This is a genomic window from Streptomyces mobaraensis NBRC 13819 = DSM 40847 (genome assembly GCF_017916255.1).
Taxonomy (GTDB): Bacteria; Actinomycetota; Actinomycetes; order Streptomycetales; family Streptomycetaceae; genus Streptomyces; species Streptomyces mobaraensis.
Window position 1 is genome coordinate 1,637,390 of the sequence record NZ_CP072827.1, and the last position, 24,149, is coordinate 1,661,538.

Sequence of the window (24,149 nt, forward strand, 5' to 3'; positions counted from 1 at the left end):
CGCGCTCCCCGCCCGCTCAAGGCTTGCCGGTCGCGTTGGTGATGTCCTGGACCCTGTAGTAGCGGGCGATGCATTGCGCCGGCCACGTCTTTCGACCGTCCTGGCCGAACGGCTCGGTCATCTTTCTGATGGGGAGCCGCCTGTACGCAAGAACCGGGACCCCCGCTGCGGCCTGGGACCGCATCCGCGTGTCTTGCTGGTCCCATGCTCGGGCGCGTGCGGCCATATCGGAGTCCAGGACCGCGAGCGATGCCGCCAGGCCGAGACAGACGACGGCGTACACAGCCGTTCCCGCGGCGAGGGCGGTGGCGACCTTTCGGCCTCGCCGGTGCCATGCGCAGGCGGCGAGCGCACCCGCGTAGACGAGGAACAAGACGTACAGAAGCAGGTAGTCGTTCCACAGGCGCGTCGATGTCATCACGCCGGTACGGAAGGCGGGGTAGGCGATGACGGTGCAGGCGTAGCCGGCGACCAGGAGAACCACGACGCATGATCGGATCAGCAACGCCTCGTTCTTCGCGCGGGTGACACGCTCCGGAGAGGCACGTACGAGAAGACAGCCCAGGATGAGGCCGCCGGCGAATGCTGCCAGGTACGGCCAGGCCGTGAGACACCGCAAAGTGATGTAGGTGAATGCGTACCCGGACTCCCACAGGGACGCAGGGGCGAGCATGATTGATGCGTTCTTCGTCTGGCGCCGGTGCAGTGCACCGGGCGACGTGTAGAGGATCAGCATTCCAATCACGAGGCCGGTGATTGCGACTGCGCACCACAAGCGGACGAAGCTTCGCCGTGTGGCGTGGATGGCACGGCCGCTGATCACCACCGTGCACCCGAGGGCGACCAGTGCCACCACGGTGGTTTCCTCCGACAGCATCCCCAGTGCTGCTCCCGTCGTGCCGGCAGTGCACAAGGCTAGGGCGCGGCCCCGCAGTGAGGTGGCCCTCAGGAGCGGGACGATGGCTGCGCAGGCGAATACCGGGGGCAGCGTGTGCGAGACGGATGCCGCCGGCCAGTAGAACGTCTTATAGGTATTCAGGGAGCCGAAGAGGAAGACGGCGGTCACCGTGGCCGCCACAAACAGCGCTGTTCCGCGGGGCAGCCTTCTTTCCGTGGCAGGCAGCGCGGCGGCACAGAACGCCCACAGCAGCAGAAGAGTCAGCACCCCGCTGGCCGGCGCGAACCACTGCTGTCCAGCGACGCCGAAGCGCGCGTAAGCCCATACGAGCACGGCGTTAACGACGCGCCCGTTGTCCTTGAAATAGAACTTGTCCACCATGGCGGACAGCCCGCCGTCACGGACCACCGGCAGGAAACACCAGTCGTCCCCGCCGGGCCGCACCCAACGGGCGGCCCAAGCCGCGTAGGCGAGCAGAACCAGTGGAATGACACAGAGCAATACCGGCCACCAGCGTCCCCGTTTCACCAGCATGTCCGTATTCAGGGCGTCTTTGGCCCGCTGACCCCAGCCAGTTCTTCCCGGTAGGCGTTCCACGCCCACGCCCGTTCTCCCTTCCGGCGGGTATCGCAAGTGACGCCCGTTCATCGGCATTCCGGAGCGTTGCAGGAACAGGAGGAGGAGCGCGGCACGGAAACGCCTGGTACGTCCAGCTTGCCAGTCAGCGCCGGGGAGCGCAGCCCACCGTGGCACACGGGTGAAATGGTCAGGCAATTCACCCGCTCGGCCCCAATGGGTCGCTGGGCAGTCCGGCGGAGTGCATGGTCGTTTACGGCAGTGTGACATTTACGAGGCAGGTCTTCGCTCGAGACGCGTCGGACGGGGCGTAGGAAACGGTCTTGAGGCTGCCCCGACTCGCCGGGAATCCGTATGCCAGAATGCAACATCTCCATCGTCGTCCCGTGCTACAACGAAGACGAGGTGATCGACACTTTCCACGCCACACTGCTGTCCGTCCTGGAGGCGACACAGCAGGCCTTTGAGATCTGTTATATCGACGACGGCAGCAGCGATGACACCCTTCGATGCCTTTGCGCCCTCGCTGCCGGGGACCGTCGCATCCGCTACACCTCCTTCAGCCGCAACTTCGGCAAGGAAGCGGCGATCCTCGCCGGACTGCGCATGTCCCGCGGCGAGGCTGTTGTCCTCATGGATGCCGACCTTCAACACCCGCCCAGTCTCGTCCCGTACATGCTGCAACTGCGCCAGCACGGTTACGATCAGGTCGTGGCCCGCCGCGACCGTGCGGGAGAGGGCGTGCTACGCAGCCTGATCAGTTCCGCCTATTACCGGGCGATGGGTCACGGCATGGACGTCGACATCATCGATGGAGAGGGAGACTTCAGGCTGCTGTCGCGATCGGCTGTCGAGGCCGTACTTTCCATGCCGGAGACGAACCGGTTCTCCAAAGGAATCTTCGCCTGGATCGGCTTCGAGACCGTCAGTTTCACGTACCACAACGTCGGTCGCGCAGCTGGCCGGTCGAAATGGGGCGGCAGGCGGCTGCTCAACTACGGGATCGACGGTCTCATTTCGTTCAACAACCGTCCGCTGCGGCTGGCTTTCTACTCCGGTCTAGCGTTGTCTTTCACTGCGGCCGTCTATGCGCTGTGGACGATCGTGAACGTTGCCTTGCACGGTGTAGAGGTGCCTGGTTACACCACCCTTCTGACAGTGGTCATCGCGCTCGGCGGAATCCAGCTCGTCACGGCCGGCATCGTCGGGGAATACGTGGGACGCATCTACTACGAGGCGAAACGCCGCCCACCCTATGTAGTGCGGGCGACGTCCGACGCTCCGCCGCCCGCACAGCCCGCCGACGCTGTTGCCGTGTCACGCTCGGGGGCGCACCGGCCGGGGCCCGGATCTTCACCGGTCGGGCCAAGGACGAGGAGCAGAGCGCGCACGATGCGCCAGTTCCTCACCTTCGCAGCGATTGGGATCGTCAACACCTCCGTCTACCTGACCGTGTACGTCGCTCTCAACAGCTGGCTGCCGTACCTCGCCGCCCATGCAATCGGTTTCGCGGTAAGCGTGGTCGGATCATTCTTCCTCAACACGCATATCACCCTCCACGCGAAACCGACCTGGCGCGCGTTCGTTCGCTATCCCCTATCGAGTATCGTCAATATGCTGGCCAGCGGAATCCTGCTCTTCCTCGGTGTGGACACGCTGGGATTGAACAAAAACTCCGCCGCCGTGATCGCCGGAATCCTAGCCACCCCGCTTTCCTTCCTTCTGGCCCGCTGGGCGATCGTCTCCGGTGCCCGGGGCCGCCGACCCTCGGCCGCACCGTATAACGCGGCGGCCGACACGGAGCACGAACAGACGGTTGATGCGCGGCGCGAGTGCAGGCGCGCGGGCGGCAGATGGTGAAGCGGTCGGGGTCGTCACCGAACAGGCCGCCTTCGGGTTTGGTGAGGATGCCGCGGTTGACCAGGCGTTTCAGCTTGGCGCGCATGCCTTCGGTGTGCCGCGGCTCGGTGCCGGTGCCGAGGGTGCGACAGACGTCCCTGGCGCGCAGCCCGTTCCCGTTCTGCTCGAAGAGGGCCAGGATCTCGCGATAGCCAGGAGGCAGCGGCTCGGGCGGTGGGGTGCCGTCCTCGGTAGCCAGTTCCAGCACGGTCTCGCGGGTGGTCTCCAGCCGTTCCAGGGCGCGCTCGGCGGCGGCAAGTTGCCCGGTGAGCTCGGCGATCTGCTCCCGCAGCCGTTCGATGGTCCCGCGCACCAGCCGCTGCCGGGCCTCGATCTTGTTCAGAAGCTGTCTCACTGCCCGCTCCCGCTCGCCTGGGATACATCGCGCCAGGTCGGGCTGGCGGTGCGGGTGAGGCGACGGAGCATGACGTCGGGCATGGGGTGGAATCCGGAATAAGAGCGAAACGTGCCACACGCCAGCGGGCTGTACGTCACAGGCACGAACCGGTGTCATAGGCGGCGGGGACGTCCGCCGACTCGAAGAGACGACAACGCGGACACTGAGGTTGTTTCATAGGTGGTCCCCGTTTCAACAGCGGGCGCCATCGAGGTCACCGCAGGTCGATTTGTTTCACGGTCCGTTTCCTTCCTCTTGACCCGTGAAACGTACTCCTGAAACGATCCCGGCATGATCACCGATCCGCACCGGCTCGTCGAGTCGCACGCCTGCCCGATGTCGACCTGCCAGGCCCCGGTGGGCTCGCCCTGCCGCACCACTTCAGGCAAGGTCGCACTCAAATACCACACCGCCCGCTTCCAACTCGTCCCCGCACTCCGCTCCGAACTGCACGTCGCCACCCCTGCCGTACGGCACCCCGGTTCCGTCTGGACGGCCCTGCCGGTGCAGAAGCTCGCGGTGCCTGCCGTGCCGATGGAGGTCCGGCTCGCGTACGCCCGCGTCTCCAGCCGCACCCAGGAGATCCAGTCCCAGATCGACGCCCTCGAAGCATCCGGCGCGCACCGGCTGTTCCAAGAACAGATCAGCACCCGGGTCAGGGAACGCCCCGAGATGAAGGCCGCCCTGGCGGCAGCCCGCGAGTACCGCTCGCTGGGCGCGAAGGTCACCCTCGTGGTGCACGAGATGAAGCGCCTGGGCCGCGGCGCCCTAGAACTGCTGAAGGTCGCCGAGGAACTGCGGGACGCGGAGATCGAGCTGGAGTTCCTCACCGGCCCCCTGGCCGGGAAGCACGACCCGGCTGGCCCCGGGGCAGCCCTGTTCGCCTTCTTCGCCGCCATGGCGGAGTCCGAACGCGACTACATCCGCGACAAGACTCTCGAAGGCCAGGAGACCGCCCGTACGAAGGGCAAGGCGATCGGCGGCGTCAAGGTCTCCGACGAGGACATGCTCGCCACCGCCCTCCGGCTGCGCGACCAGGAACATCTGTCCCTGCGCGAGATCGCCTCACGGCTCGTGATCCGCACCGGCAAGAAGCGCGGCCAGCACCCCTCACCGGCCACCGTCATGCGCATGCTGCGCGAACACGACGAGCAGACGGCCGCTGATGGAGCCAGCTCGCGGTGAACCGCGGCTCCAAGACGTGCTGCTGTCCCTTCCGGCTGTTTACCTCGGCCCGGCCCTCATCAAGCGACGTCGGAGCATGATCATTCCTTACCGTTCAATCCAGCAGCATTACCGGCGGGACCCCGATCCCGCGCGACGATCCAGCGGTGCGCGGGGCGGTCCCCTCCGTGGAAGCCCGTGGCCCAGCCGTACCCGGACATGACGAACGTCCCGGGACGCCCGGGCGCGTAGCGCATCACCGCCGTACCGGAAACGTCCCGGTCGACGGACTTGCCCGTCCGCAGATTGGTGGCCCGCAGCACCAGGGCGCCGGATTCGACCGCGTAGCGCGGTCTGCCCTCGGCGTCGTTCCAGGTCCTCAGGGTCAGGTCACTCACCGGGAACTCGGCGCGGGCGGGGAACGCGCAGACGTCCCCGGCCGCGTACTCGAACGGCACCGACCCCGGATGCGTCACCACCGGCCCCCGCTCCCCACCGGAAGCGGCCTGCCCGACACCCCCGAAGCCCGCCAGCACCCCGAGCACAACGCCCCCGACAACCGCCGCGCACCCGCCTTTACGTCTCGCCCCTCGCACGGCCCCTCCCCGAAACGGCGACACCGGCAGATTAAATCCGCCTCCGATGCCCGAACCACCGTTCCACGCAAGGCACACAAGCGGCCGCGCTCACTCCCGCACGGGAACCCCGCGCTCCCACAACTCCTCGGCATGCTCCGCGAACCGGTCGAACAGCCCGCCGTCACCTTGCCTCCGCAGGTGCAGCAGGGGCGAGTCGTGTCCGACGAGGCTGGCCAGATGCGGGGTCACGAGCGCACTGTCGTCGAACCGGAAGACCGACAGGCTCACGTGGTTGACCGCGTCGGCGGACGCGCTGAACCGCGCCTCCACGACGCCCGCCAGCTCGCCCAGCTGCCGCAACGTCATCCTGATGCGCGCCGAGACCGTCAGCGCCGCGTCCTCGACGACCTCCCGGTTGCGCGTCACCTCGCCGTCCGGATCGCCGACCAGAAACCGCACCCGGCACCCGGCGGCGGCCTTGCGGCGCAGTACATCGGAAAAGACAGGCACCTGGGTCCACAAGAAGTAGTCGGTGTACCCGGCGAAGAAGAGCTCGTCCCTTGCCTCGGCGACCAGTTCGCCCCACAGGGTGGACGGGCAGGCCGAACGATAGGGATAACTGCGCACCAACTCGCGGTCGTGGCCGGACTTGATGCGGTCCTTGACGAGGTGCGGCCCGATCATCTCTTCGTCCACTCCCAACGCCCGACAGGCGTCCTCTCGGTTGCGTGCATGAGGTGTCAACGCAGCGTCCGCCAGCCACCGCTCGACGGTCTTGCTCGTCACGCCTACCCGGACGGCAAGCTGTCGCGGCGAAAGACGAGCGTCCGCCACAGCCGAACGTAGAGCGGAGTTCAAGCTGTCTCCTGGGGACGTTTGGGCCTTTTCCTGGACCGTACTGCCCCAGCGCCCAATTGTCCGCCGTATGACGGTGATACCTCCCCGAGCGGACCGCACGATGCGGTCATGACGGAACGACAGTCTCTCCTCACCGCGACAGACCCACCTCGGCGCTGCGCCGAGTGTTCAAGGATCAAGGAGGAGTACGCGAAGGCAACGGGAGTCCGTGACCTGAGCCGTGCCACGGATCTGACCGTTCTCATGGGGCGCCACCTACGGGCGTCACACCCCTGAGCCGCATACGGCAGGGGCGTCCGCACCGGCCGTCATGCCGGTGCGGACGCCCGCGGAGCTGAGCAAACGTTTCTCCAGCAGTGAAGCGCAGCGCCTCAGCTCACCATGTCCGCGCACGTCGCCGGGGTGGCGTGGGCCGGGTCGAGGGCGTTGGCGACCTCCTTGAAAGCGACGCGGTCGATCATGCCGGTCGCGACGTGTTCGGAGAGGTCGATGGAGCACCGCTCCTGGAGGAGGATGTTGCGGACGTTCGGGCCGGAGAGGTACGAGGTCTGGTACGGGGTGACGACCTCGTCGTACTTGGTGGCGACGACCGTGTAGCGGACGCCGGGGGCCGTGTCCGGGCGGGAGTTGAGCCGCTTGAGGAACTCCGAGCCGACGGCCTGGTCGGTGAGGCCGGGGGTGAGGCCGTGGATCGCGTCGCGGGCGCCCGGGATCTTGTCCATGAGCTTGGTGAGGCCCGAGAGGGTCGTGCCGTGGTTGGACGGGGCGAGCGCGGTCAGGGAGTTCACCTTGCCCGCGCCGTCCAGGAAGTTGAGGTAGTAGCGCGGCATCACGCCGCCGCCCTGGGAGTGCCCGACGAGGTCCACCTTCGCGGCGCCGGTGGCCGTGCGGACCTTGTCCACGTAGGTCGAGAGCTGGGCCGACGACTTCTCGACCGGGCCGAGGCCGTTGAACAGCGGGACCCCGGGAAGCTGGCCGTAGTCCAGCGAGAAGACGCAGTAGCCGCGGTTGACCAGGTAGGGCGCGAGGAAGAGCCAGTTGTCCACCGAGTTGCCGAGGGTGCCGTGGATCAGGACGACAGGTCGGGGGTGGGCGGACGACGGCTTGCAGGAGAAGTCGTTCCAGCCACGGCTGACCGTCCGTTCGCCGCCGGCGGTGGCGGCCGGCGCCGCCGCGCCCGCGGCCAGGACCAGGCCCAGGGCGGGCAGCAGGGTGGCGAGGCCCTGAAAGAGACGGCGGAGGCGGCGGGCGCGGGGCAGTCTTCGGATTCCGGTCACGGGGGGAACCTCGCAGGTGGGAGAGGGCGCACGGCGGCGACGCGACGGCCAGTGGGGAGCCTCGCGCTGAAAAGGCATCAACTTACGTGCGAGTAGGTTGCGGGAAGGTCATGACTTCGTCAATAAGTTCGTCATCTCTTCGTTCGCACGAATTCGGCCAGTTACGTGGCGGTAACAGTGAGGTGGTACAGGCGAGATGGTGCAGCACTCTCGCCACCGGCCCCTCTCAGGCGACGTGCAGCGCCGCCGCCGGGACCACCGCCGACGGGCCGAAGCGGGCCCGCGCCCGGTCCACGGCCGCCTCCACGCGGCGCGCCTTGTCGTCGGCCGCGTCGAACGTGAGCTGCAGCGGCGCCCCTTCGGCGGCGGTGAGCCCCTCGGCGCGCAGCGCCACCGCCCGGACCCGGGCCCGCTGCAGGCCGAGCGCGCCGTGCAGTTCGTACGCCACGGCGGTCAACGCCGGGGTGTGGGCGGTCGGTTCGGCGAAGGTACGGGTACGGGTGGTGGCGGAGCCGTCGGCGTACCGGACGGTGAGGGTGAGGCCGCGGGCCACCTGGCCGTCGCCGCGCAGCCGGGCCCCGAGCCCGTCGGCGAGCGCGAGCAGGGCGCGGCGGCGCCGCTCCGGGTCCAGTTCGTCGGTGCGGAACCGGTGTTCCGCGCCCATCGAGCGGGCCCGCGCCTCCGGGGTCACCGGCGTGGGGTCGATGCCGTGCGCCCTCTCGTACAGCGTCCGCCCGGCCGCGGCGCCCAGGATGCGCTGGAGCGCGGGCAGCGGCGCCGCGGCGATCCGGCCGACGCTGTCGAGGCCGTACGCGCAGAGGGTACGGGCGGTGGCGGGGCCGACGCCGTGCAGGGCCGCGGCCGGCCTGCGGGCCAGGAAAGCGGCCACCCCGGCGTCGTCCGCCGGCAGCACGCGGACCGCGCCGGGCGGCGCGTCCTGGGCGGCCATCCGCGCCAGCATCGGGTTCGCCGCGACGCCGACCGCGCAGTCGACGCCGTACCGGGCGAGGCTCCGGACCCGCAGCAGGGCCGCCAGCCCGGCGGGGGCGCGGCCGAAATACCGGGTCGCGCCCCGGACGTCGGCGAGCGCGGCGGCGGGCGGCAGCGCCTGGACGACGGGGGTGACCTCCGTGAGCAGGGCGAGGAGACCGTCGTAGACCTCCTCGTCGAGGGGGGCGCCCTCGGCCGCCGGCTGGAAGCGGACGTACAGGACGGGGGTGGCGGGGGTGGCGGGGGTGGCGGGGGTGGCGGGGGTGGTCGAAGTGACCGGGGCGGCGGGGGCGTTCCCGGCGCCCGCGCCCCACCCACCCGCGCTCTCGCCCGCCACCCGCAGCCGACGAGCCGGCCGCGCCACGGGCGGGCCGGAAGCGAGGCCGGGGGCGGGGGCCGGAACCGGCCCAAGGTCCGAGCCCGGCCCTGACCCCAGAACCGGCCCCGAAACCGCCGCCAGTCTCCGCCTCACATCGTTCACCTCGCTCGCCTCGCTCACCTCGCTCACCGCCCCGCGCTCCCTTGACTCGCGTGCCACAACTTCCGTCCCGTGGCCGCCCCCTCGCCCGCCGGCCGGAGGTCGGCCCACGGGTGCATCGCGTAGCCGGTCGGCATCTCGACACGCCGTCGCGGAGCGGTCCCGTCGGGCTCCTCCGCCGGGCGGGCCAGCACCTCCGCCACCGCCTCCAGGCCGCCCTCCGCCCGGAGCGCGGCCAGTTCCGCCAGGTTCCAGGCCCGGACGCCGACGACGCTCAGGCTGCGCGGGCCGCGCCGTTGGACCGTGCCGCGGACCAGCAGCAGCCAGGAGTGGAAGACCGTATGGGCGCAGGCCGCGTGGGAGTCGTCGAAGAAGGCGCAGTCGACCAGACCGGTGCCGTCGTCCAGGGTCGCGAAGACCACCCGCCGGCCGGAGCGGATCGGCGGGGTCTGGGTGGCCGCCTTGGCGCCCGCGACCAGGACGGTCTCACCGTGCCGCGCGTCACGCAGCCGGTTCGCCGGAAGCGCGCCCAACTCCCGCAGAAACGCGCGGTGATCGGTCATCAGGTGGCGCGAGGTGTCCATCCCGAGCACGTTCAGCTCGGCGCCCAGCCGCTCCTTCGCGTCGAGGTCGGGCAGGCCGATCGGCTCGGTCCGCGCGTCGTCGACCAGGGTCGGCTGGGCGGCGGCGGGCCCCCGCCGGTGGGGCCCGCGCTGGTGGCGGTGGAGCTCGGCGAGGTGCAGGAGCAGGTCGCGCCGGTTGGCGCCGAACGCGTCCAACGCGCCGACGCGCGCCAGCCGTTCGGCGACGGGCAGGCCGGGCCGGGCCCGCTGCCACAGGTCCGGGAGGGAGGTGTACGGGCGGCCGGCGACGATCCGTTCGGTCTCGGCCTCGCTGATGCCGTGCACGTCGGAGAGGGCGAGCCGGATCCCGAACCGTCTTTCAGACACCAGTTCGATCCGATAGGCGGCGTCCGACCGGTTCACGTCCAGCGGCAGCACCGGCACCCCGTGCCGTCGCGCGTCCGCCAGCAGCAGCCGCTTGGGGTACATCCCCGGGTCGTGGGTGAGCAGTCCGGCGTAGAAGGCGGCCGGGTGGTGGGCCTTCAGCCAGGCCGACTGGTACGTGGGCACCGCGAAGGCGACCGCGTGCGCCTTGCAGAAGCCGTACGAGCCGAACGCCTCGACGATCTCCCAGGTGCGGCGGACGACCTCGGCCGAGTAGCCGCGCTCCGCCGCCCGGGCCGCGAACCAGGCGCGCACCCGGCCGAGCACCTCGGGCCTGGAGAGCGCGCGCCGGGTCTCGTCCGCGTAACCCCGGTCGCAACCGGTCATGATCCGAAGGATCTCGATCACCTGTTCATGGAAGACGACCACGCCATGGGTCTCGCGCAGCACCTCCGCCAGGTCCGGATGCGGGTAGCGGGCGGGCGCGCGGCCGTGCCGGGCCTCGATGAAGGGGCGCACCATGTCGGCGGCGACCGGGCCCGGCCGGAACAGCGAGATGTCGACGACGAGGTCGTGGAAGGTCTCCGGCTGGAGCCGTCCGATCAGATCGCGCTGGCCGGGCGACTCGATCTGGAAGCAGCCGAGCGTCTCGGCGGAGCGGATCAGCGCGTAGGTGCGCGGGTCCCCGGGCCGTACCTGCGCCGGGTCGTCGAGGTCGATACGGCGGCCGGTGGCCCGTTCGACCTCGTCCACCGCGTGCGCCATCGCGGACTGCATCCGCACGCCCAGCACGTCGAGTTTGAGCAGGCCCAGCTCCTCCACGTCGTCCTTGTCGAACTGGGACATCGGGAAGCCCTCGCCGCTGGTCGGCACGACGGGGGTGCGGGCGCGCAGGGTCGCGTCGGACAGCAGGACGCCGCAGGGGTGCATGGCGACGCCGCGCGGCAGCGCGTCCAGCGCCTCGGTCAGCTCCCACAGCCGCCCGTACCGCTCCGGCCGGATGCCGCGCAGCTCGGGCAGCTCGGCGAGGGCGGCCCGCGCGTCGCGCGCCCGGATGTGCGGGAACGCCTTGGCGAGCCGGTCCACCTCGGCGGGGTCCATGCCGAGCGCCGCGCCCACGTCGCGCAGGGCGTGCCGGACCCGGTAGGTCTCGGGCATGGCGACGGTCGCGACCCGCTCCGGGCCGAACCGGTCGAAGATCGCGCGGTAGACGTCCAGCCGGCGCGCGGACTCGACGTCGATGTCGATGTCGGGCAGCGCGGCGCGGCGGGTGGAGAGGAACCGCTCCATCAGCAGGCCGTGTTCGACCGGGTCGGCGCCGGCGATGCCCAGCAGGTGGTTGACCAGCGAGCCGGCGCCGGAGCCGCGGGCGGCGACGCGGACGCCGAGCTCGCGGGCGTCGTCCACGACCCGGGCGACGGTGAGGAAGTACGAGGCGAAGCCGCGCCGCGCGATGACGTCCAGCTCGTCGTCCAGCCGGTCCCGGTAGACGCGGCCGCGGGCGCCCCGGTCGTAGCCCCGCAGCACCAGGCCGGCGGTGCAGCGGGAGCGCAGCACGCGGTCGGCGGTGCGTCGGTCCGCGCCGACCAGGCGCGGCTCGGGGAAGTGGACGGAGCCCAGGCCGATGTCGTCCTCGGGATCGACGCGGCAGGCGGCGGCGGTCTCGGCGGTGGCGGCGAGCAGTCGGTGGGCGGCGTCGCGCCGCAGCCCGGCGGCCTCCGCGATGCGCTCGGCGGCGGCGGACATGGCGCCGGGGTCCTTGAGCCAGCGCTCGCCGCCGTCCAGCGCCTCGGGCCGGCGGAAGTCGACGGGCACCAGCCGGCGGGCCGCGTCGAGGACGTCGGCGACGGGTCCCTGGCCGGGGTCGGCGTAGCGCACGGCGTTGGTGAGGACGGCCGGGACGCCCTGCTCGACGGCGAGGCCGAGGGTGCGGGCGGCGAGCCGCAGCGAGCCGGGGCCGGTGCCGGTGCGGCCGTGCCAGACGACTTCCAGGCGGAGCGCGCGACCGAACGTTTCACGCCACGGCGCGAGCAGCCGGGCGGCCCGGTCGGGGCGGCCGGCGGCGAGCGCGCGGCCGACCTCGGAGTCCGGGCCGAGCAGCACGAACACCGGCGGGCGCGGCCCGGCCGCGGCGGCCGCGGCCTCCGCCCAGGGCAGCTCGGGCCGCTCGGCGGGGCCGGTGTGGCCGGCGGACCCGGTGGGCCCGGCGTGCCCGCCATGGGCGGTGTGCCCGCCGTGGGCGGCGGTGACCAGGCCGCACAGCGCGGCCCAGCCGAGCGCGCCGTCGCGGGCGAGGAAGACGGCGCGGGGCGCGGACTCGTCGACGAACGCCCCGCCGCGTACGGGCGTGCGGCGGCGGACGGTCTCGCCGGGCGCGGGCTCCGGGCCGCGGACGGCCAGGTCCACGCCGAACAGCGGGCGCACCCCGGCGGCGGCCGTGGCCCGGGCGAACCGGACGGCGCCGGCGAGGGTGTCGCGGTCGGTGAGGGCGAGCGCGTCCATGCCCCGCTCGGCGGCCCGCTCGGCCAGCCGCTCGGGGTGCGAGGCGCCGTACCGCGCCGAGAAGCCGGAGGCGGTGTGCAGGTGGGTGAACGAGGGAACGGCCCTCCGGGCGCGCGGGGTCCCGCTCCGGACGGCCGGACGACGGGCGGAGGTGGCGGGAGCGGTCGACACGGCCGGGGAGGAAGCCGGGGAGGAAGCCGGGAAGGAAGGGGCGGCGGCAGCCGTGGAGGGCCCGGGGAAGGCCGGGAACGGCTGCGACGACCCCGGACGCGTCGGTTCCGACGGGAACGCCGAACGAGCACCCATCGCACCTCCCGCCGTTCCAAGCCCGTCATGACCCCCTGGCCGATTTCCGCCCCTCACCTCCACCATAAACCACGCATCGAACATTCGTACGAACATGCGAACGAACACCCCGCACGCCCCTCACTCCCCTCACGCTCCCCACTCCCCGATCCCCCGATCGGCCCGCCCCGCCTGCGTCGCCCCTTCCCACCCCCCACGCTCAGGGCATGAGCTCTTTCGTCCGGGAGGTGCGCGACGCGGTCACCGGCCGGGCCGCCCTCCTGGTGACCGGCGTCCTCGTCCTCCAGCTCGCGTTCATCGCCTCCTACGTGGGGGCCTTCCACCACCCGAAGCCGCAGGACATCCGGCTGGGCGTGGTGGCGCCCCGGCAGGTGGCCGGTTCGCTGGCCGAACGGCTGGGAGGGCTGCCGGGCGATCCGCTGGAGCCGGAGGTCAAGGCCGGCCGGGCGGCGGCCGAACGGGGGCTGCGAGAGCGCGATCTGGACGCGGCCCTGGTGGTCGACCCGCGCGGCACCGAGGACACCCTGCTCGTGGCGAGCGGCGCGGGCGCCTCGCTCGCGCAGGCCGCCGAGGCGGTCGTCACCCGGGCGGAGGCGGCCGAGCACCGGTCGGTGAGGACCGTCGACGTCGCTCCCGCCGCGGCCGGCGACTCCCGCGGGCTGACCTCGTTCTACCTGGTGGTGGGCTGGTGCGTGGGCGGCTACCTGTGTGCCGCGATCCTCGCGATCAGCGCGGGCGCCCGTCCCGCCAACCGCCACCGCGCCGTCATCCGGCTGGGCGCGCTCGCGGCCTACGCGGCCGTCTCCGGCCTGCTCGGCGCGGTCGTCACCGGGCCGGTCCTGGACGCGCTGCCGGCCGGCGTCGCCCCGCTGTGGGGGCTGGGGGCGCTGGTGGTGTTCGCCGTGGGCGCCCTCACCCTGGCCCTGCAGAGCCTGGCGGGCGTCGTCGGCATCGGGCTGGCGATCGCGATCGTCGTCGTCCTCGGCAACCCGAGCGCGGGCGGCGCCTACCCCTATCCCCTGCTGCCGCCCTTCTGGCGGGCGATCGGCCCGGCGCTGCCGCCCGGCGCCGGCACCTGGTCGGCCCGCTCCCTCGCCTACTTCGACGGCAACGCCCTGACCTGCCCCCTTCTGGTGCTCTCCGCTTGGGCGGTGGCCGGTGCCGCGGTCACCTGGGTGGGCGCGATCATCCGTGAACGGAAGAAGACCATCGCCGAACGGAACGAGGGCTTCGGCGAACGGAAATCGACCGCCGGGTGACCTGAACAGCCATACCAGACGGTCGGGATGGCACCTCTTCGGTCATTACCGAGCCCACCGCAAGGCGTCCGGAATCCCTCCCCCACCCCGGCCGGCCCTCTTTTCAGCCGGACCCTCCCCGGAGCCAAACCCTCCGCCCTGGACTCTGGAATCATTGAACCGACACCCTGTCAATCCTTAGTTTCCAAGGGGCAGTTAAAGTCCGATCAACGATGGCAAGGGATTACCGCAGGTCAATACTCCTGAAACATTAAATCCACCCATTACCGGCAGACCAGACAGTCCGCGATGCCCCGGTCGCATACGACGCCTCTCCCACCCCTCGGCGAACAGCGAAAACACGCCACTACTCAACGCTTTCAACCAGCGACCGAAAGCGATCGATCCATGTGCGTTCACTCAGCGCATGGGCCAAACTTCCGAGCGTTATCAGAACCCACGAACAAGGGAGTGTTCGGAATGCGGTACATCACTGGGGGGATCGCCCTGGGGTCAGCGTTGATCCTGGGCAGCCTGGTGGGGGCCGGGGCCACCGCTAGCGCGACGCCCGCGCCCGCACCCGCCGCCCAGCAGAGCCTGTACGCACCCTCGGCACTGGTGCTCACCGTCGGCCAGGGCGACAAGGCGGCCTCCGCCGGCGTCCAGCGCGCGGTGACCCTCAACTGCATGCCCAAGCCGAGCGGCACCCACCCGGACGCCCGTGGGGCCTGCGACCAACTGCGCGCCGCGAGCGGCAACTTCGCCGAGATCACCAAGATCAAGTCCGGCACGGCCTGCACCAAGGAGTGGAACCCGTTCGTCGTGACGGCGGAGGGCGTCTGGGAAGGCCAGCGCGTCAAGTACGAGCACACCTTCGCCAACCCGTGCGAGATGAAGGCGGGCAAGGGCACCGTCTTCGAGTTCTGACGCCCTTCGCGCTCCGCCGCCGGAGGGCACCGAGCCCGGCGGACCCCGAGCCCGCAGGCACCGCAAGCCCGTAGGCCCCGCGCGTGAGGCGGCCCCCGGACACCGTGGAGGTGTGTCCGGGGGCCGCCGCTCGTAGCCGGGCGGAACGGGTAACGCCCGCTTCCGTCCCGGGAGTTCGGCAGAAGCGCCCACCCGGAACCCACGTCGTCGGGGGTACCGGGGGCATCGGCCGGCGGTGGGTCGCCCCGTCCGAAGGGGCAGGGGTCGCGTCCGTGTCAAGACTCACGCCAAGTCGTCCTTGGCAAGTACGTGCGTCCGAGTGTCCCCACCCGGGGCGGGGGTGCACAAGGGCTACTTCCGGTCGCGCGCATGACCATGCACGCGCCCTCCGTACCGACGGCCGAGGGGGCGGCCAGAAGAGCCGGGAACTCAGACTTCACCGGATCCGCCGGCCCCCCGCCTCGCCCCGGGCCCGCCGTCGTCCAACTCCGCTGAATCCAAGCCGGGTTCACCGGTGGCCGATTCCCCGGTGTTCTCCGGGACGGCGCTCTCCGGAACGGCGTTCTCCGAGACGACGTTCTCCTGAGGCCGATCCCGGTCGGCATTCTCCGGGGGCCGATCCCGGTCGGCATTCTCCGGGGGCCGATCCCGCTCGACCCGTTCCCCGGCAGCCCGTCCCTTCGGCTCCCAGTCCTCGACCGTCCACTTCTCCGGCGCCCGCCCCTCGACGGCCCGCTCGCCGAGCGCCCGTTCCCCGGGAGTCCCGGCTCCAAGGGCCTGCTCCCCGAGAGCCCGCTCCACGGCGGCCCGTTCCTCCGCCGTCCGCTCTTCCACCGCCGGCTCCCCGGCACCCCGCACGCCCTCCCGCCGGACCCCCTCATCCGGCCCGCCCGGCTCTTCCGGCCCGCGCACCCCGGCCGCCCGGTCACCCGTCGGCACCCCGGCCCCCGCGCGTTCCAGGAACCGCAGCAGCTCCACGGGGAACGGCAGCACCAGCGTCGAGTTCTTCTCCGCCGCCACCGCCACGATGGTCTGGAGCAGGCGCAGTTGGAGGGCCGACGGCTGTTCGGACATCGTCGCGGCGGCCTCCGCCAGCTTCTTCGACGCCAGCAGCTCCGCGTCCGCGTTGATCACCCGCGCCCGGCGCTCCCGTTCCGCCTCCGCCTGCCGCGACATCGAGCGCTTCATCGTCTCGGGCAGCGAGACATCCTTGATCTCCACCCGGTCGATCTGCACGCCCCACCCGATGGCCGGACTGTCGAGCATCAGCTCAAGGCCCTGGTTGAGCTTCTCGCGGTTGGACAGCAGATCGTCCAGATCGCTCTTGCCTATGATCGAACGCAGCGAGGTCTGGGCCATCTGCGAGACCGCGAAGCGGTAGTCCTCGACCTGGATGACGGCCTCGGCCGCGTTGACGACCTTGAAGTAGACGACCGCGTCGACCCGCACCGTGACGTTGTCGCGGGTGATGCCCTCCTGGGCGGGTACGGGCATGGTCACGATCTGCATGTTCACCTTGCGGAGCCGGTCCACGCCCGGAATGATCATGGTGAAGCCCGGTGGCCGGACCTCACTGCGCAGCCGGCCCAGGCGCAGCACCACGCCGCGTTCGTACTGCTTGACCACCCGGGCCGCCGCCATCAGGTATACCGCTCCGGCGGACGCCGCGGCCACGACCGCCACCACGAGGTCTTCGACCATCACGGCCCCCTGTGTCCCACGACAGGTGATATGTCCACGGTATTCCTCGCCGGTCCCGGGGTCGAGCCCTGCGGAGGGGCGGGACGGCCGCCCCCGCCGCCTCCGTCGTGGCGCCGCTCCTCCGAGGACCGGAGCGACGCGGACCGGCCGGGCCCCCTCAGCCCTGGGGCGGCAGTTACGAAACGTGTTTGTACATCGTGCAACCACTGTCGCGGCGCGCGAGGTTGCCCTAGATTCCGTCGCGTGCGACGTAACTACCGTTTTTGACAGGAAAGTTGATGGGGAGGATTTCGTGAACGGAAGACTTGCGACGGCCGGGCTCGCCGCGGCCGCGGCGACCCTGCTGGCCGGGGCGGCGCTGACCACCCCGGCGTCGGCCGCCCCCGCCGCACCGGGCCGGGGAGCGGTGACGGCGGACTTGTCCACCTACTACGTCTATGTCACCGGAGTCGCCGGCTCGCTGGACGGCGCCCGGGCGAACGCGAACCACAAGCTCCCGGAGAACTGCTACCCCTGGGGCATCGTGGCCAGTGGTACCACCCCCGACAACAACATATGGGTGACCGTCCAGGGCAACTGCACCGGGCCGCAGTGACGCCGCAGTGACCAGGGGGCGGCACTCGCGTCACGGTGAACCGAGGGACGCCGGCCCGACCGGCGCCCCTCGGGGCTTGGCCGGAGGGACCCCAGCGCCCCGCGGCCCTTCCGTCCGGCGTTTCGGCTGTCCGCCCGGGCCACGCTCACGAGGAGGGCCCGGAGCGGGCGCCCGGGCTCAGAAGAGGCGGACGCCGTAGGCGTCGAGCGCCGCGACGACGGGCTGGTAGAAGGTCGTCCCACCCTTGCGGCAGTCGCCGCTGCCGCCGGAGGCCAGGCCCAGCGCGGTGGAACCGGAGAAGAGGGCGCCCCCGCTGTCGCCGGGCTCCGCGCAGACGTCCGTCTTGATCAGGCCGCGGACAACCTGCCCGTTGCCGTAGTTGACCGTGGCGTTCAGCCCGGTGACCCGGCCGTCGCGCACCCCGGTGGTGGAGCCGCTGCGGCGGACGCTCTGCCCGACGCGGGGCGTGCCGGCGGAGGTGATGCGCTGGGACCGGCCGTCGTAGAGGTCGACGGCGGACGGGTGGGGCAGCGAGCCGTTGGCGTAGCGCACGAGGCCGTGGTCGGCGCCGGGGAACGTGCTGCCGGCGGTGGGACCGACGGACATGCGGTGCCCGGGGTCCACGAAGTACGCGGGTTTGCCCTGGGTGCAGTGACCGGCGGTGAGGAAGTAGTAGGTGGTGCCCTTGCGGACGTTGAAGCCGGCCGAGCAGCGCCAGTCGCCGGCGTGCACCGCGTCTCCGCCGGCGATCAACGGCCGGAAGGCGCCGGGGGCGCGTTCGACGCGTATCGCGTCGGTGTCGGGCCCGGCCGCCCGTCTGATCCGGGCGACGCCCTCGGCCGGGACGGTCGCGTCGGCAGTGACGACGACCTCGTGGGACCGCTCGTCGACCGCCCAGGCGGTGCCCGGGACGTCGGCTTCCCCGACCGCGGTGCTCAGTGCGGCGAGCCGGGCGGCGGAGGGCACTTCCGGGGCGCCGGGGGCCGCCCCGGCGGGGGTGGAGGTGAGGGCGGAAACGGCGAGCAGCGCGACGGCGAGGGCGGCGGCTCTCCTGACGGACGGGGTGACGAGGGCGGCGGGGACGGTGGTGCGGGCGATGCGCTTGTTCCTCACGCTGCTGTCCTCACGCTGGTGACTTCAGGTCTTCGCGCTGGTCACTTCAGGTCTTCGCGTGGTGTCCTCACGCTGGTGTCTTCAGGTCTGCACGCCGATGTCTTCACGCCGACGTCTTCACTCCGATGTCTTCACTCCGACGTCCGCACATCGGCTGTCCACACATCGACGCCTTGGCGCTGACGCGTTCCGCCGGAGCCGACACGTTCTCCCGGAACGGATCGGGGCCGCACACGGCACGGCGCGGCACGGCGCGCTCCGTTCCGCGCCGCGCCCCTGACAAGCACTGAAGAAGTACTGATGAAGCACTGATGAGGGAGTATTCGACCGAAGCGGCCCCGGGCGCAAGGGTCGAACCGGTCGTTCCGGGCACTTCCCCGCCCGGCGGGCACCCCACCCGCCCCCGCCGCCCCGTACACCCCTCGCAGAACGGACAACGCCCCAGGCGGACCCCAACCCACCGCCGGGGCGCCGCCCTCATCCCCTCAGCAGTCGCACCCGCACCCGTCACACCCACAACCGTCCCCGCAAGAACAGCAGTTGCCGCAGCAGTCGCAACAGTCGCAGCAATCACCGCAGTCGCTACAGTCATCGCAGTCGCACTTGTGGCACCACCCCTCGCGCGGCTGTCCGCTCCACGGGTCGTGGTACGGATCCCGGCAGCACACCTGGCAGGTGCAGAAGAGCCCGGCCCACACCGCGCATCCGGCCAGCAGCCCGCGCTGCCGGCCGCGTCGCGGGGGCTCCGGCGGCGCGGGCGGCGGCGGCATGACGGGCGGCGGCCCGAACGCGGCCCGGACGCCCGCCTCCTCGCTCCCGCCGTGCTCCCCTGCCCGCCCCTGTCCCTGCTCATGCCCCCGCGCATGCCCGGGGTGTCCGCACCCCTCCGTGGCGAACGCCCGGTCGACGGCGCGCGGGAGTTCATGGACGAGCAGCAGGTGCGCGAGCCGCCCCTGGGCCTTGCTCGCGAACGCGACGTCGGCGAGCGCGAGCCGCACGCCGTGCACCGCGTCGTCGCACAGCCGCCGGACGTCCGCGAGGTCGGCGCCGGTGGCGGCGATCGGGTTCCAGGCGCCCGACTCCGCGTCGGCCTCCAGGTCCTCGACCGCGTCCAGCAGGTGCGCGAGCCGTCCGAAGAGGCGGCCCGCCTCCTCCAGCGGCTCCCGGTTCTCCGGACGGCCGGCCAGTACGGCGGTATGCCCGAAGGCGGCGGCGGTGGCGGTCTCGGTCGGTTCGGTGAGCGAGACCAGCGGGGTGCCGGGTCCGGCCAGGGCCTCCAGGCCGGTCTGCCGCTCGACCGCGTCGACCAGCAGCGCGGTGTCGAAGCCCAGGTCGGAGCCGGTGCGGGCGCCCGCGCGGTCCCAGGAGGCGGCGACCCGGCGGGCCGCCGCGGCCACCGGGCGGCGGGCCATCGCCCCGTCCCCGTCGGCGGCGTGGTCCCGCAGCTTCGCGGAGGCGAGGACGAGGGAGACGGACGCGGCCAGCCGCGCGCCCTCCCCGGTGGCGACCGACGCCGTACGCATCCCGCGCAACGGGCAGGGCCCCGCCTTCCGCCGCCACCCCGTCGTCTCCCCGGCCTGCCGCGGGGATTGCGCCTCGACCAGGACGGATATCACCAATCCGTCATAGTTCGTCGCTATTCGGGCGAACTGCCCGTGATCTCCCCTCAAAGCCAGGCAGAGACCGCACAGATGAGCCATCCACTCCGTCCGCATGGCCTCCGAGAGCCGATGCCGACACGGTCTGATGATTCCGAACAATGACGCCCCCGTGTTGGTGCCGAGCAACTGGCGCATCCTAGCCATAGGCTCGGTACAGGCCGGTCACGGCCGAGCGGGGGGCTCGCATCGGGGGCTTCGGGGTTTCTGACGCACCGCCACCTGCTTTGCACCAGATGCGTCACGAAATCCTCGCTTGGCCCCTATCCACTTGGCACACCATCCGCATCATGGACGACCATAGAGGGGCGGGCGGAACACACCGCGTGTGAGAGGAGGCGTCCATGGGTTCGGTGCGTAAGGCGAGTGCCTGGCTTGGCCTCGTCGACGACAGCGATGACGAGCGCTACTACGACGACGAGTACGCCGAGGGGCCCGAGCCCGGTGACTCCTGGGTGACGAGCCCGAGAGTCCGTGTCGCCGACGAGGCGGCCCAGGAACAGGGCACCCGGATCGCCACGGTGACCCCCGACGGCTTCCGCGACGCCCGCGGCATCGGCGAGCTCTTCCGCGAGGGCGTCCCGGTGATCGTCAACCTCACCGCGATGGAACCGAGCGACGCCAAGCGGGTGGTGGACTTCGCGGCCGGTCTGACCTTCGGCCTCCGCGGCTCCATCGAGCGGGTCGCCAACCGGGTCTTCCTGCTCACCCCGGCCGACTACAAGGTGGTCAACGGGGAGCCGGTGGGCCGGGTGAACGGGGGCTTCTTCAACCAGAGCTGACCCCCGGCTCCCACCGGAGCCGGCCTCGGCTCCCACTGGAGCCGATCCACCCGGCCGGCCCCCGCGGACACCGGGACCGGTCGACGCGGCGCGCGGGCCGCGTGTCCTCACGCGTCGGACCGGCACACCTCCGGCGCCTGAGGACGAGCCCGGGGCCCGGAAGCCCCCGGCGCCACCCTCACCGGAACGCGTCGATCCCCGTCAACGCCTTCCCCAGCACCAGCTGGTGCATCTCCACCGTCCCCTCGTAGGTGAGCACCGACTCCAGGTTCGTCGCGTGCCGCATCACCGGGTACTCCAGCGAGATCCCGTTGGCCCCGAGGATCGTCCGGGCGGTACGGCAGATCTCGATCGCCTCCCGCACGTTGTTCAGCTTCCCGAAGCTCACCTGCTCCGGCCGCAGCCGCCCCGCGTCCATCCGCAGCCCCAGGTGATGGGCGAGCAGGACGCCCTTGTGCAGCTCCACCGCCATGTCGGCCAGCTTGGCCTGGGTGAGCTGGAAGCCGCCGATCGGCCGGCCGAACTGCTCCCGGGTCCGCGCGTAGTCCAGCGCCGCCTCGAAGCTCGCGCGCGCCGCGCCCATCGCGCCCCAGACGATGCCGTACCGGGCGTGGCTCAGACAGCTCAGCGGCCCGCGCAGGCCGACGGCCTCCGGGAGGACGGCGTCGGCGGGCAGCCGCACCCCGTCCAGGACGAGCTCGCTGGTGACCGAGGCGCGCAGCGACCACTTGTGCTTGATCTCGGGGGCCGAGAAGCCGGGGCGGTCGGTGGGGACGACGAAGCCCCGGATGCCCTCGTCGGTCCGCGCCCAGACGACGGCGACGCCGGCCACCGAGCCGTTGGTGATCCACATCTTGCGGCCGGTGAGCACCCAGTCGCCGCCGGCCTCGCGCTTGGCATGGGTGCGCATGCCGGCGGGGTCGGAACCGTGGTCGGGCTCGGTGAGCGCGAAGCAGCCGATCGTCTCCCCGGCGGCCATCGGCGGCAGCCAGCGGCGTTTCTGCTCCTCGGAGCCGAAGCGGTGGATGGCGTACATCGCCAGCGAGCCCTGCACGGAGACCAGGGAGCGCACGCCGGAGTCGGCCGCCTCCAGCTCCAGGCAGGCCAGCCCGTACTGCACGGCGCTCGCGCCGGCGCAGCCGTAGCCGGTGAGCGACATCCCGAGCGCGCCCAGCGAGCCCAGCTCGCGGGCGAGCTCCCGGATGCCGGGCAGTTCGCCGCGCTCGTACCACTCGGCGATGTGCGGCAGGACGCGGTCGGCCGCCCACTGCCGCATGGTGGCGCGGACGGCGCGGTCCTCGTCGGTCAGCAGGTCGTCGATGCCGAGCGGGTCGTACGGGTCGAACGCGGCGGGCTTCGCCGGCTTGACGGGCTTCACGGGCCCGGCGGGCGTCACGGGCCGGTCGGCCCCGGCGGCCTGGTCGGCCTCGACGGGCTGGTCGGGCATGGCGGGCATGGCCCCCTCCACCTGGGTGCGGTCCTGCGGCTCGCTCCGACGCTACGGGCCGGTAACCGCCCCGTCCAGAGCGAACCCCTGTGACCTCGCCGGACTACCGCCCGGACCCGGCGCCCGGGCCCGCCGTCGTCCACCCAGCGCCGTCCCCCCGACCCCCACCTACCCCCCGCCCTGCTCCCCCTCCGCGGTCCGCGGCAGGCGGAGTGCCGCCGCCGCGCCCGCCAGCAGGATCACCGCGCTGACGCCGAGCGTCATGTGCAGTCCGCGCACGTACGCGTCCCGCGCCGCCGTCCGCAGGGCGGCGCCCGGGGGGCCGCCGAGCCGGTCGGCGACCCGGTACGCCTCGCCGAGGGAGTGGCCCGCCGCGGCGCCCGCCGCGCTGGGCACGCCGGGGACGCCGGTCACTCCAGGCGCGTAGACCGCGTTCATGACACTGCCGAGCAGGGCGATGCCCATGCCCGCGCCGAGCTGGTACGAGGTCTCGCCGATCGCCGCCGCGCCGCCGGCCGCGCCGGCCGGGGCCTCGCCGAGCATCGACTCGTACGCCCCGAACAGCGTGGTCTCCAGGCCCAGGCCGAGGACGACGAAGCAGCAGACGAGGAAGGCAGGCCGGTCCTCGCGGCCCATCGCGGTGAGGGCGAGGACCGCGGCCGCCGTGAGCAGGAAGCCGCCGGCCACCATGGCGCGCGGCCCGAAGCGGTGCAGCACCCGGGAGCCGGCCAGGCCGGCGGCCATCGCGGCGAGGGTCAGCGGCAGCAGCCGCAGCCCGGTCTCCAGCGGGGTGAGGCCGAGGACGAGCTGGAGGTACTGGGCGGCGACCAGCTCCAGACCGACCAGCGCCAGCATGGCCAGCACGATGCAGCCCACCGACATCCCGAAGGCGGGCCGGGCGAACAGGTCCAGGTCCACCAGGGGGTGCTCGCGCCGCCGCTGCCGCCGGACGAAGAGGACCAGCAGCGCCACGCCGACGGCGGCGGGCACCAGGGTGAGCAGGGACAGCGGCTCGGCGCCGCCGATCCGCTTCACCCCGAGGACCACGCCGAACAGCCCGAACGCGGCCATCAGCGCGCCGAGCACGTCCCACGGCCCGTCCCCGTCGCCCGTCGACTCGGGCAGCAGCCGACGGCCGACCGGGAGGCTGACCGCCATCAGCGGCAGGTTGATGAGGAAGACCGAGCCCCACCAGAAGTGTTCGAGCAGGAACCCGCCCAGCAGCGGACCGACGGCCGCGCCGACGGCGGCCACCCCGGTCCAGACGCCGATGGCCAGCGCCCGCTCCCGCCGGTCGGGGAAGACCTGCCGCAGGATGGACAGCGTCGCCGGCATGATCATCGCACCGCCGACGCCGAGCAGCGCCCGGGCGGCGATCAGCACCTCCGGCCGTCCGGCGCACGCGGCCAGCAGCGAGGCACAGCCGAACAGGCCGTAGCCGAGCAGCAGCACCCGCCGCCGGCCGACCCGGTCGCCGAGCGTGCCGAAGAGGATCAGCAGCGAGGCGCAGACGAGCGGATAGACGTCGACGATCCAGAGCAGCTGGATCGGTCCGGGGCGCAGGTCCTCCGAGACGGCCGGGACGGCGACGTGCAGCACGGTGGCGTCCACGGCGACCAGCAGCAGGCTGGCGCAGAGGACGACGAGCACGGCCCAGCGGTTGGTACCGGCCCCGGGGCCGGGCCCTCCGGTGCGCTGCCGCTGCCGGGGAACACCGGCGGTCCACCGGGGGCGGGCCGTCGCCGTTCCGGACATTCACCCACCTCCGTATCGGGCCCCGGCGGTCGTGCGCGGACCCGAGGGGGGACGGTGGGCCGC

The 24,149-nt window shown here is 72.1% G+C and carries 17 protein-coding genes and 1 pseudogene; 7 read left to right on the forward strand and 11 right to left on the reverse strand.

All coding sequences use genetic code 11. The annotated features are described in order from the left end of the window. Positions 1–16 precede the first annotated feature (16 nt). The gene (locus J7W19_RS06515; RefSeq protein WP_233478073.1) at positions 17–1,501 is read right to left on the reverse strand and encodes a DUF6056 family protein; all 1,485 of its coding nucleotides are present in this window, start codon (positions 1,499–1,501) and stop codon (positions 17–19) included. Positions 1,502–1,828: 327 nt separating this feature from the next. Between J7W19_RS06515 and J7W19_RS06520 the strand changes: the two genes are divergently transcribed. The 3 genes from J7W19_RS06520 to J7W19_RS06530 all read left to right on the forward strand — a co-directional run bounded on the left by J7W19_RS06520 (position 1,829) and on the right by J7W19_RS06530 (position 4,955). After that, positions 1,829–3,334 (forward strand): glycosyltransferase, encoded by a 1,506-nt coding sequence (locus J7W19_RS06520; RefSeq protein ID WP_004950363.1) that lies wholly within the window; start codon positions 1,829–1,831, stop codon positions 3,332–3,334. After that, positions 3,294–3,830 carry a hypothetical protein gene (locus J7W19_RS06525; protein WP_004950366.1) on the forward strand — a complete coding sequence of 179 codons (537 nt, stop codon included), beginning with the start codon at positions 3,294–3,296 and terminating at the stop codon, positions 3,828–3,830. The genes J7W19_RS06520 and J7W19_RS06525 overlap by 41 nt, the downstream gene beginning before the upstream one ends. A gap of 231 nt (positions 3,831–4,061) precedes the next feature. Further along, positions 4,062–4,955, forward strand: a complete 894-nt coding sequence (locus tag J7W19_RS06530; protein WP_004950369.1) for a recombinase family protein — start codon at positions 4,062–4,064, stop codon at positions 4,953–4,955. A gap of 80 nt (positions 4,956–5,035) precedes the next feature. Here J7W19_RS06530 and J7W19_RS06535 read toward each other — a convergent pair whose 3' ends face one another. The 5 genes from J7W19_RS06535 to J7W19_RS06555 all read right to left on the reverse strand — a co-directional run bounded on the left by J7W19_RS06535 (position 5,036) and on the right by J7W19_RS06555 (position 12,870). Next, entirely contained in the window at positions 5,036–5,413 is a 378-nt protein-coding gene (locus tag J7W19_RS06535; RefSeq protein WP_004950373.1) for a hypothetical protein, read from the reverse strand. A gap of 207 nt (positions 5,414–5,620) precedes the next feature. Continuing rightward, on the reverse strand, positions 5,621–6,196 hold the full coding sequence (locus tag J7W19_RS06540; RefSeq protein WP_040891481.1) for a hypothetical protein: 576 nt from the start codon (positions 6,194–6,196) through the stop codon (positions 5,621–5,623). Positions 6,197–6,741: 545 nt separating this feature from the next. After that, positions 6,742–7,647, reverse strand: a complete 906-nt coding sequence (locus tag J7W19_RS06545; protein ID WP_004956408.1) for an esterase/lipase family protein — start codon at positions 7,645–7,647, stop codon at positions 6,742–6,744. Positions 7,648–7,873: 226 nt separating this feature from the next. Next, a complete protein-coding gene (locus J7W19_RS06550) occupies positions 7,874–9,001 on the reverse strand; it encodes a DNA polymerase Y family protein (RefSeq protein WP_411848827.1) in 1,128 nt (375 codons plus the stop codon). Positions 9,002–9,141: 140 nt separating this feature from the next. Beyond that, the gene (locus tag J7W19_RS06555; protein WP_004949228.1) at positions 9,142–12,870 is read right to left on the reverse strand and encodes a DNA polymerase III subunit alpha; all 3,729 of its coding nucleotides are present in this window, start codon (positions 12,868–12,870) and stop codon (positions 9,142–9,144) included. Positions 12,871–13,076: 206 nt separating this feature from the next. Here J7W19_RS06555 and J7W19_RS06560 point away from each other — a divergent pair, with 206 nt between their 5' ends. After that, complete coding sequence (locus J7W19_RS06560; RefSeq protein ID WP_040891119.1) at positions 13,077–14,129, forward strand: YhgE/Pip domain-containing protein; 1,053 nt, start codon at positions 13,077–13,079, stop codon at positions 14,127–14,129. Between the two features lie 459 nt (positions 14,130–14,588). Further along, complete coding sequence (locus J7W19_RS06565; RefSeq protein ID WP_004949231.1) at positions 14,589–15,035, forward strand: subtilase-type protease inhibitor; 447 nt, start codon at positions 14,589–14,591, stop codon at positions 15,033–15,035. A 917-nt stretch (positions 15,036–15,952) separates the two neighbouring features. On the opposite strand, the pseudogene J7W19_RS33760 reads toward J7W19_RS06565, so the two are convergent. Continuing rightward, positions 15,953–16,736, reverse strand: a pseudogene (locus tag J7W19_RS33760) (slipin family protein); the annotation flags it as partial. A 292-nt stretch (positions 16,737–17,028) separates the two neighbouring features. On the opposite strand from J7W19_RS33760, the gene J7W19_RS06575 reads away from it, so the two are divergent. Continuing rightward, positions 17,029–17,331 carry a hypothetical protein gene (locus J7W19_RS06575; RefSeq protein WP_004949235.1) on the forward strand — a complete coding sequence of 101 codons (303 nt, stop codon included), beginning with the start codon at positions 17,029–17,031 and terminating at the stop codon, positions 17,329–17,331. 177 nt (positions 17,332–17,508) lie between these two features. Here J7W19_RS06575 and J7W19_RS06580 read toward each other — a convergent pair whose 3' ends face one another. Both J7W19_RS06580 and J7W19_RS06585 read right to left on the reverse strand, forming a co-directional pair. Further along, a complete protein-coding gene (locus tag J7W19_RS06580; RefSeq protein WP_004949237.1) occupies positions 17,509–18,444 on the reverse strand; it encodes a S1 family peptidase in 936 nt (311 codons plus the stop codon). Between the two features lie 485 nt (positions 18,445–18,929). Continuing rightward, positions 18,930–20,204, reverse strand: a complete 1,275-nt coding sequence (locus J7W19_RS06585; protein ID WP_201768244.1) for a DUF5685 family protein — start codon at positions 20,202–20,204, stop codon at positions 18,930–18,932. 242 nt (positions 20,205–20,446) lie between these two features. Between J7W19_RS06585 and J7W19_RS06590 the strand changes: the two genes are divergently transcribed. Further along, positions 20,447–20,884 (forward strand): cell division protein SepF, encoded by a 438-nt coding sequence (locus J7W19_RS06590; protein WP_004949241.1) that lies wholly within the window; start codon positions 20,447–20,449, stop codon positions 20,882–20,884. A gap of 178 nt (positions 20,885–21,062) precedes the next feature. Here J7W19_RS06590 and J7W19_RS06595 read toward each other — a convergent pair whose 3' ends face one another. Together J7W19_RS06595 and J7W19_RS06600 are read right to left on the reverse strand one after the other, a co-directional pair. Beyond that, a complete protein-coding gene (locus J7W19_RS06595; RefSeq protein WP_004949243.1) occupies positions 21,063–22,340 on the reverse strand; it encodes an acyl-CoA dehydrogenase family protein in 1,278 nt (425 codons plus the stop codon). A 159-nt stretch (positions 22,341–22,499) separates the two neighbouring features. After that, complete coding sequence (locus J7W19_RS06600) at positions 22,500–24,086, reverse strand: MFS transporter (protein WP_004949245.1); 1,587 nt, start codon at positions 24,084–24,086, stop codon at positions 22,500–22,502. Positions 24,087–24,149 lie beyond the last annotated feature (63 nt).

What these genes read in the sequence shown, in the direction of transcription:
- J7W19_RS06565 (WP_004949231.1), top strand. Translation starts at nt 14,589, where the DNA reads ATGCGGTACATCACTGGGGGGATCGCCCTGGGGTCAGCGTTGATCCTG.
- J7W19_RS06555 (WP_004949228.1), bottom strand. Translation starts at nt 12,870, where the DNA reads ATGGGTGCTCGTTCGGCGTTCCCGTCGGAACCGACGCGTCCGGGGTCG.
- J7W19_RS06560 (WP_040891119.1), top strand. Translation starts at nt 13,077, where the DNA reads ATGAGCTCTTTCGTCCGGGAGGTGCGCGACGCGGTCACCGGCCGGGCC.
- J7W19_RS06590 (WP_004949241.1), top strand. Translation starts at nt 20,447, where the DNA reads ATGGGTTCGGTGCGTAAGGCGAGTGCCTGGCTTGGCCTCGTCGACGAC.
- J7W19_RS06595 (WP_004949243.1), bottom strand. Translation starts at nt 22,340, where the DNA reads ATGCCCGCCATGCCCGACCAGCCCGTCGAGGCCGACCAGGCCGCCGGG.
- J7W19_RS06530 (WP_004950369.1), top strand. Translation starts at nt 4,062, where the DNA reads ATGATCACCGATCCGCACCGGCTCGTCGAGTCGCACGCCTGCCCGATG.
- J7W19_RS06600 (WP_004949245.1), bottom strand. Translation starts at nt 24,086, where the DNA reads ATGTCCGGAACGGCGACGGCCCGCCCCCGGTGGACCGCCGGTGTTCCC.
- J7W19_RS06540 (WP_040891481.1), bottom strand. Translation starts at nt 6,196, where the DNA reads ATGATCGGGCCGCACCTCGTCAAGGACCGCATCAAGTCCGGCCACGAC.
- J7W19_RS06525 (WP_004950366.1), top strand. Translation starts at nt 3,294, where the DNA reads ATGCGCGGCGCGAGTGCAGGCGCGCGGGCGGCAGATGGTGAAGCGGTC.
- J7W19_RS06520 (WP_004950363.1), top strand. Translation starts at nt 1,829, where the DNA reads ATGCCAGAATGCAACATCTCCATCGTCGTCCCGTGCTACAACGAAGAC.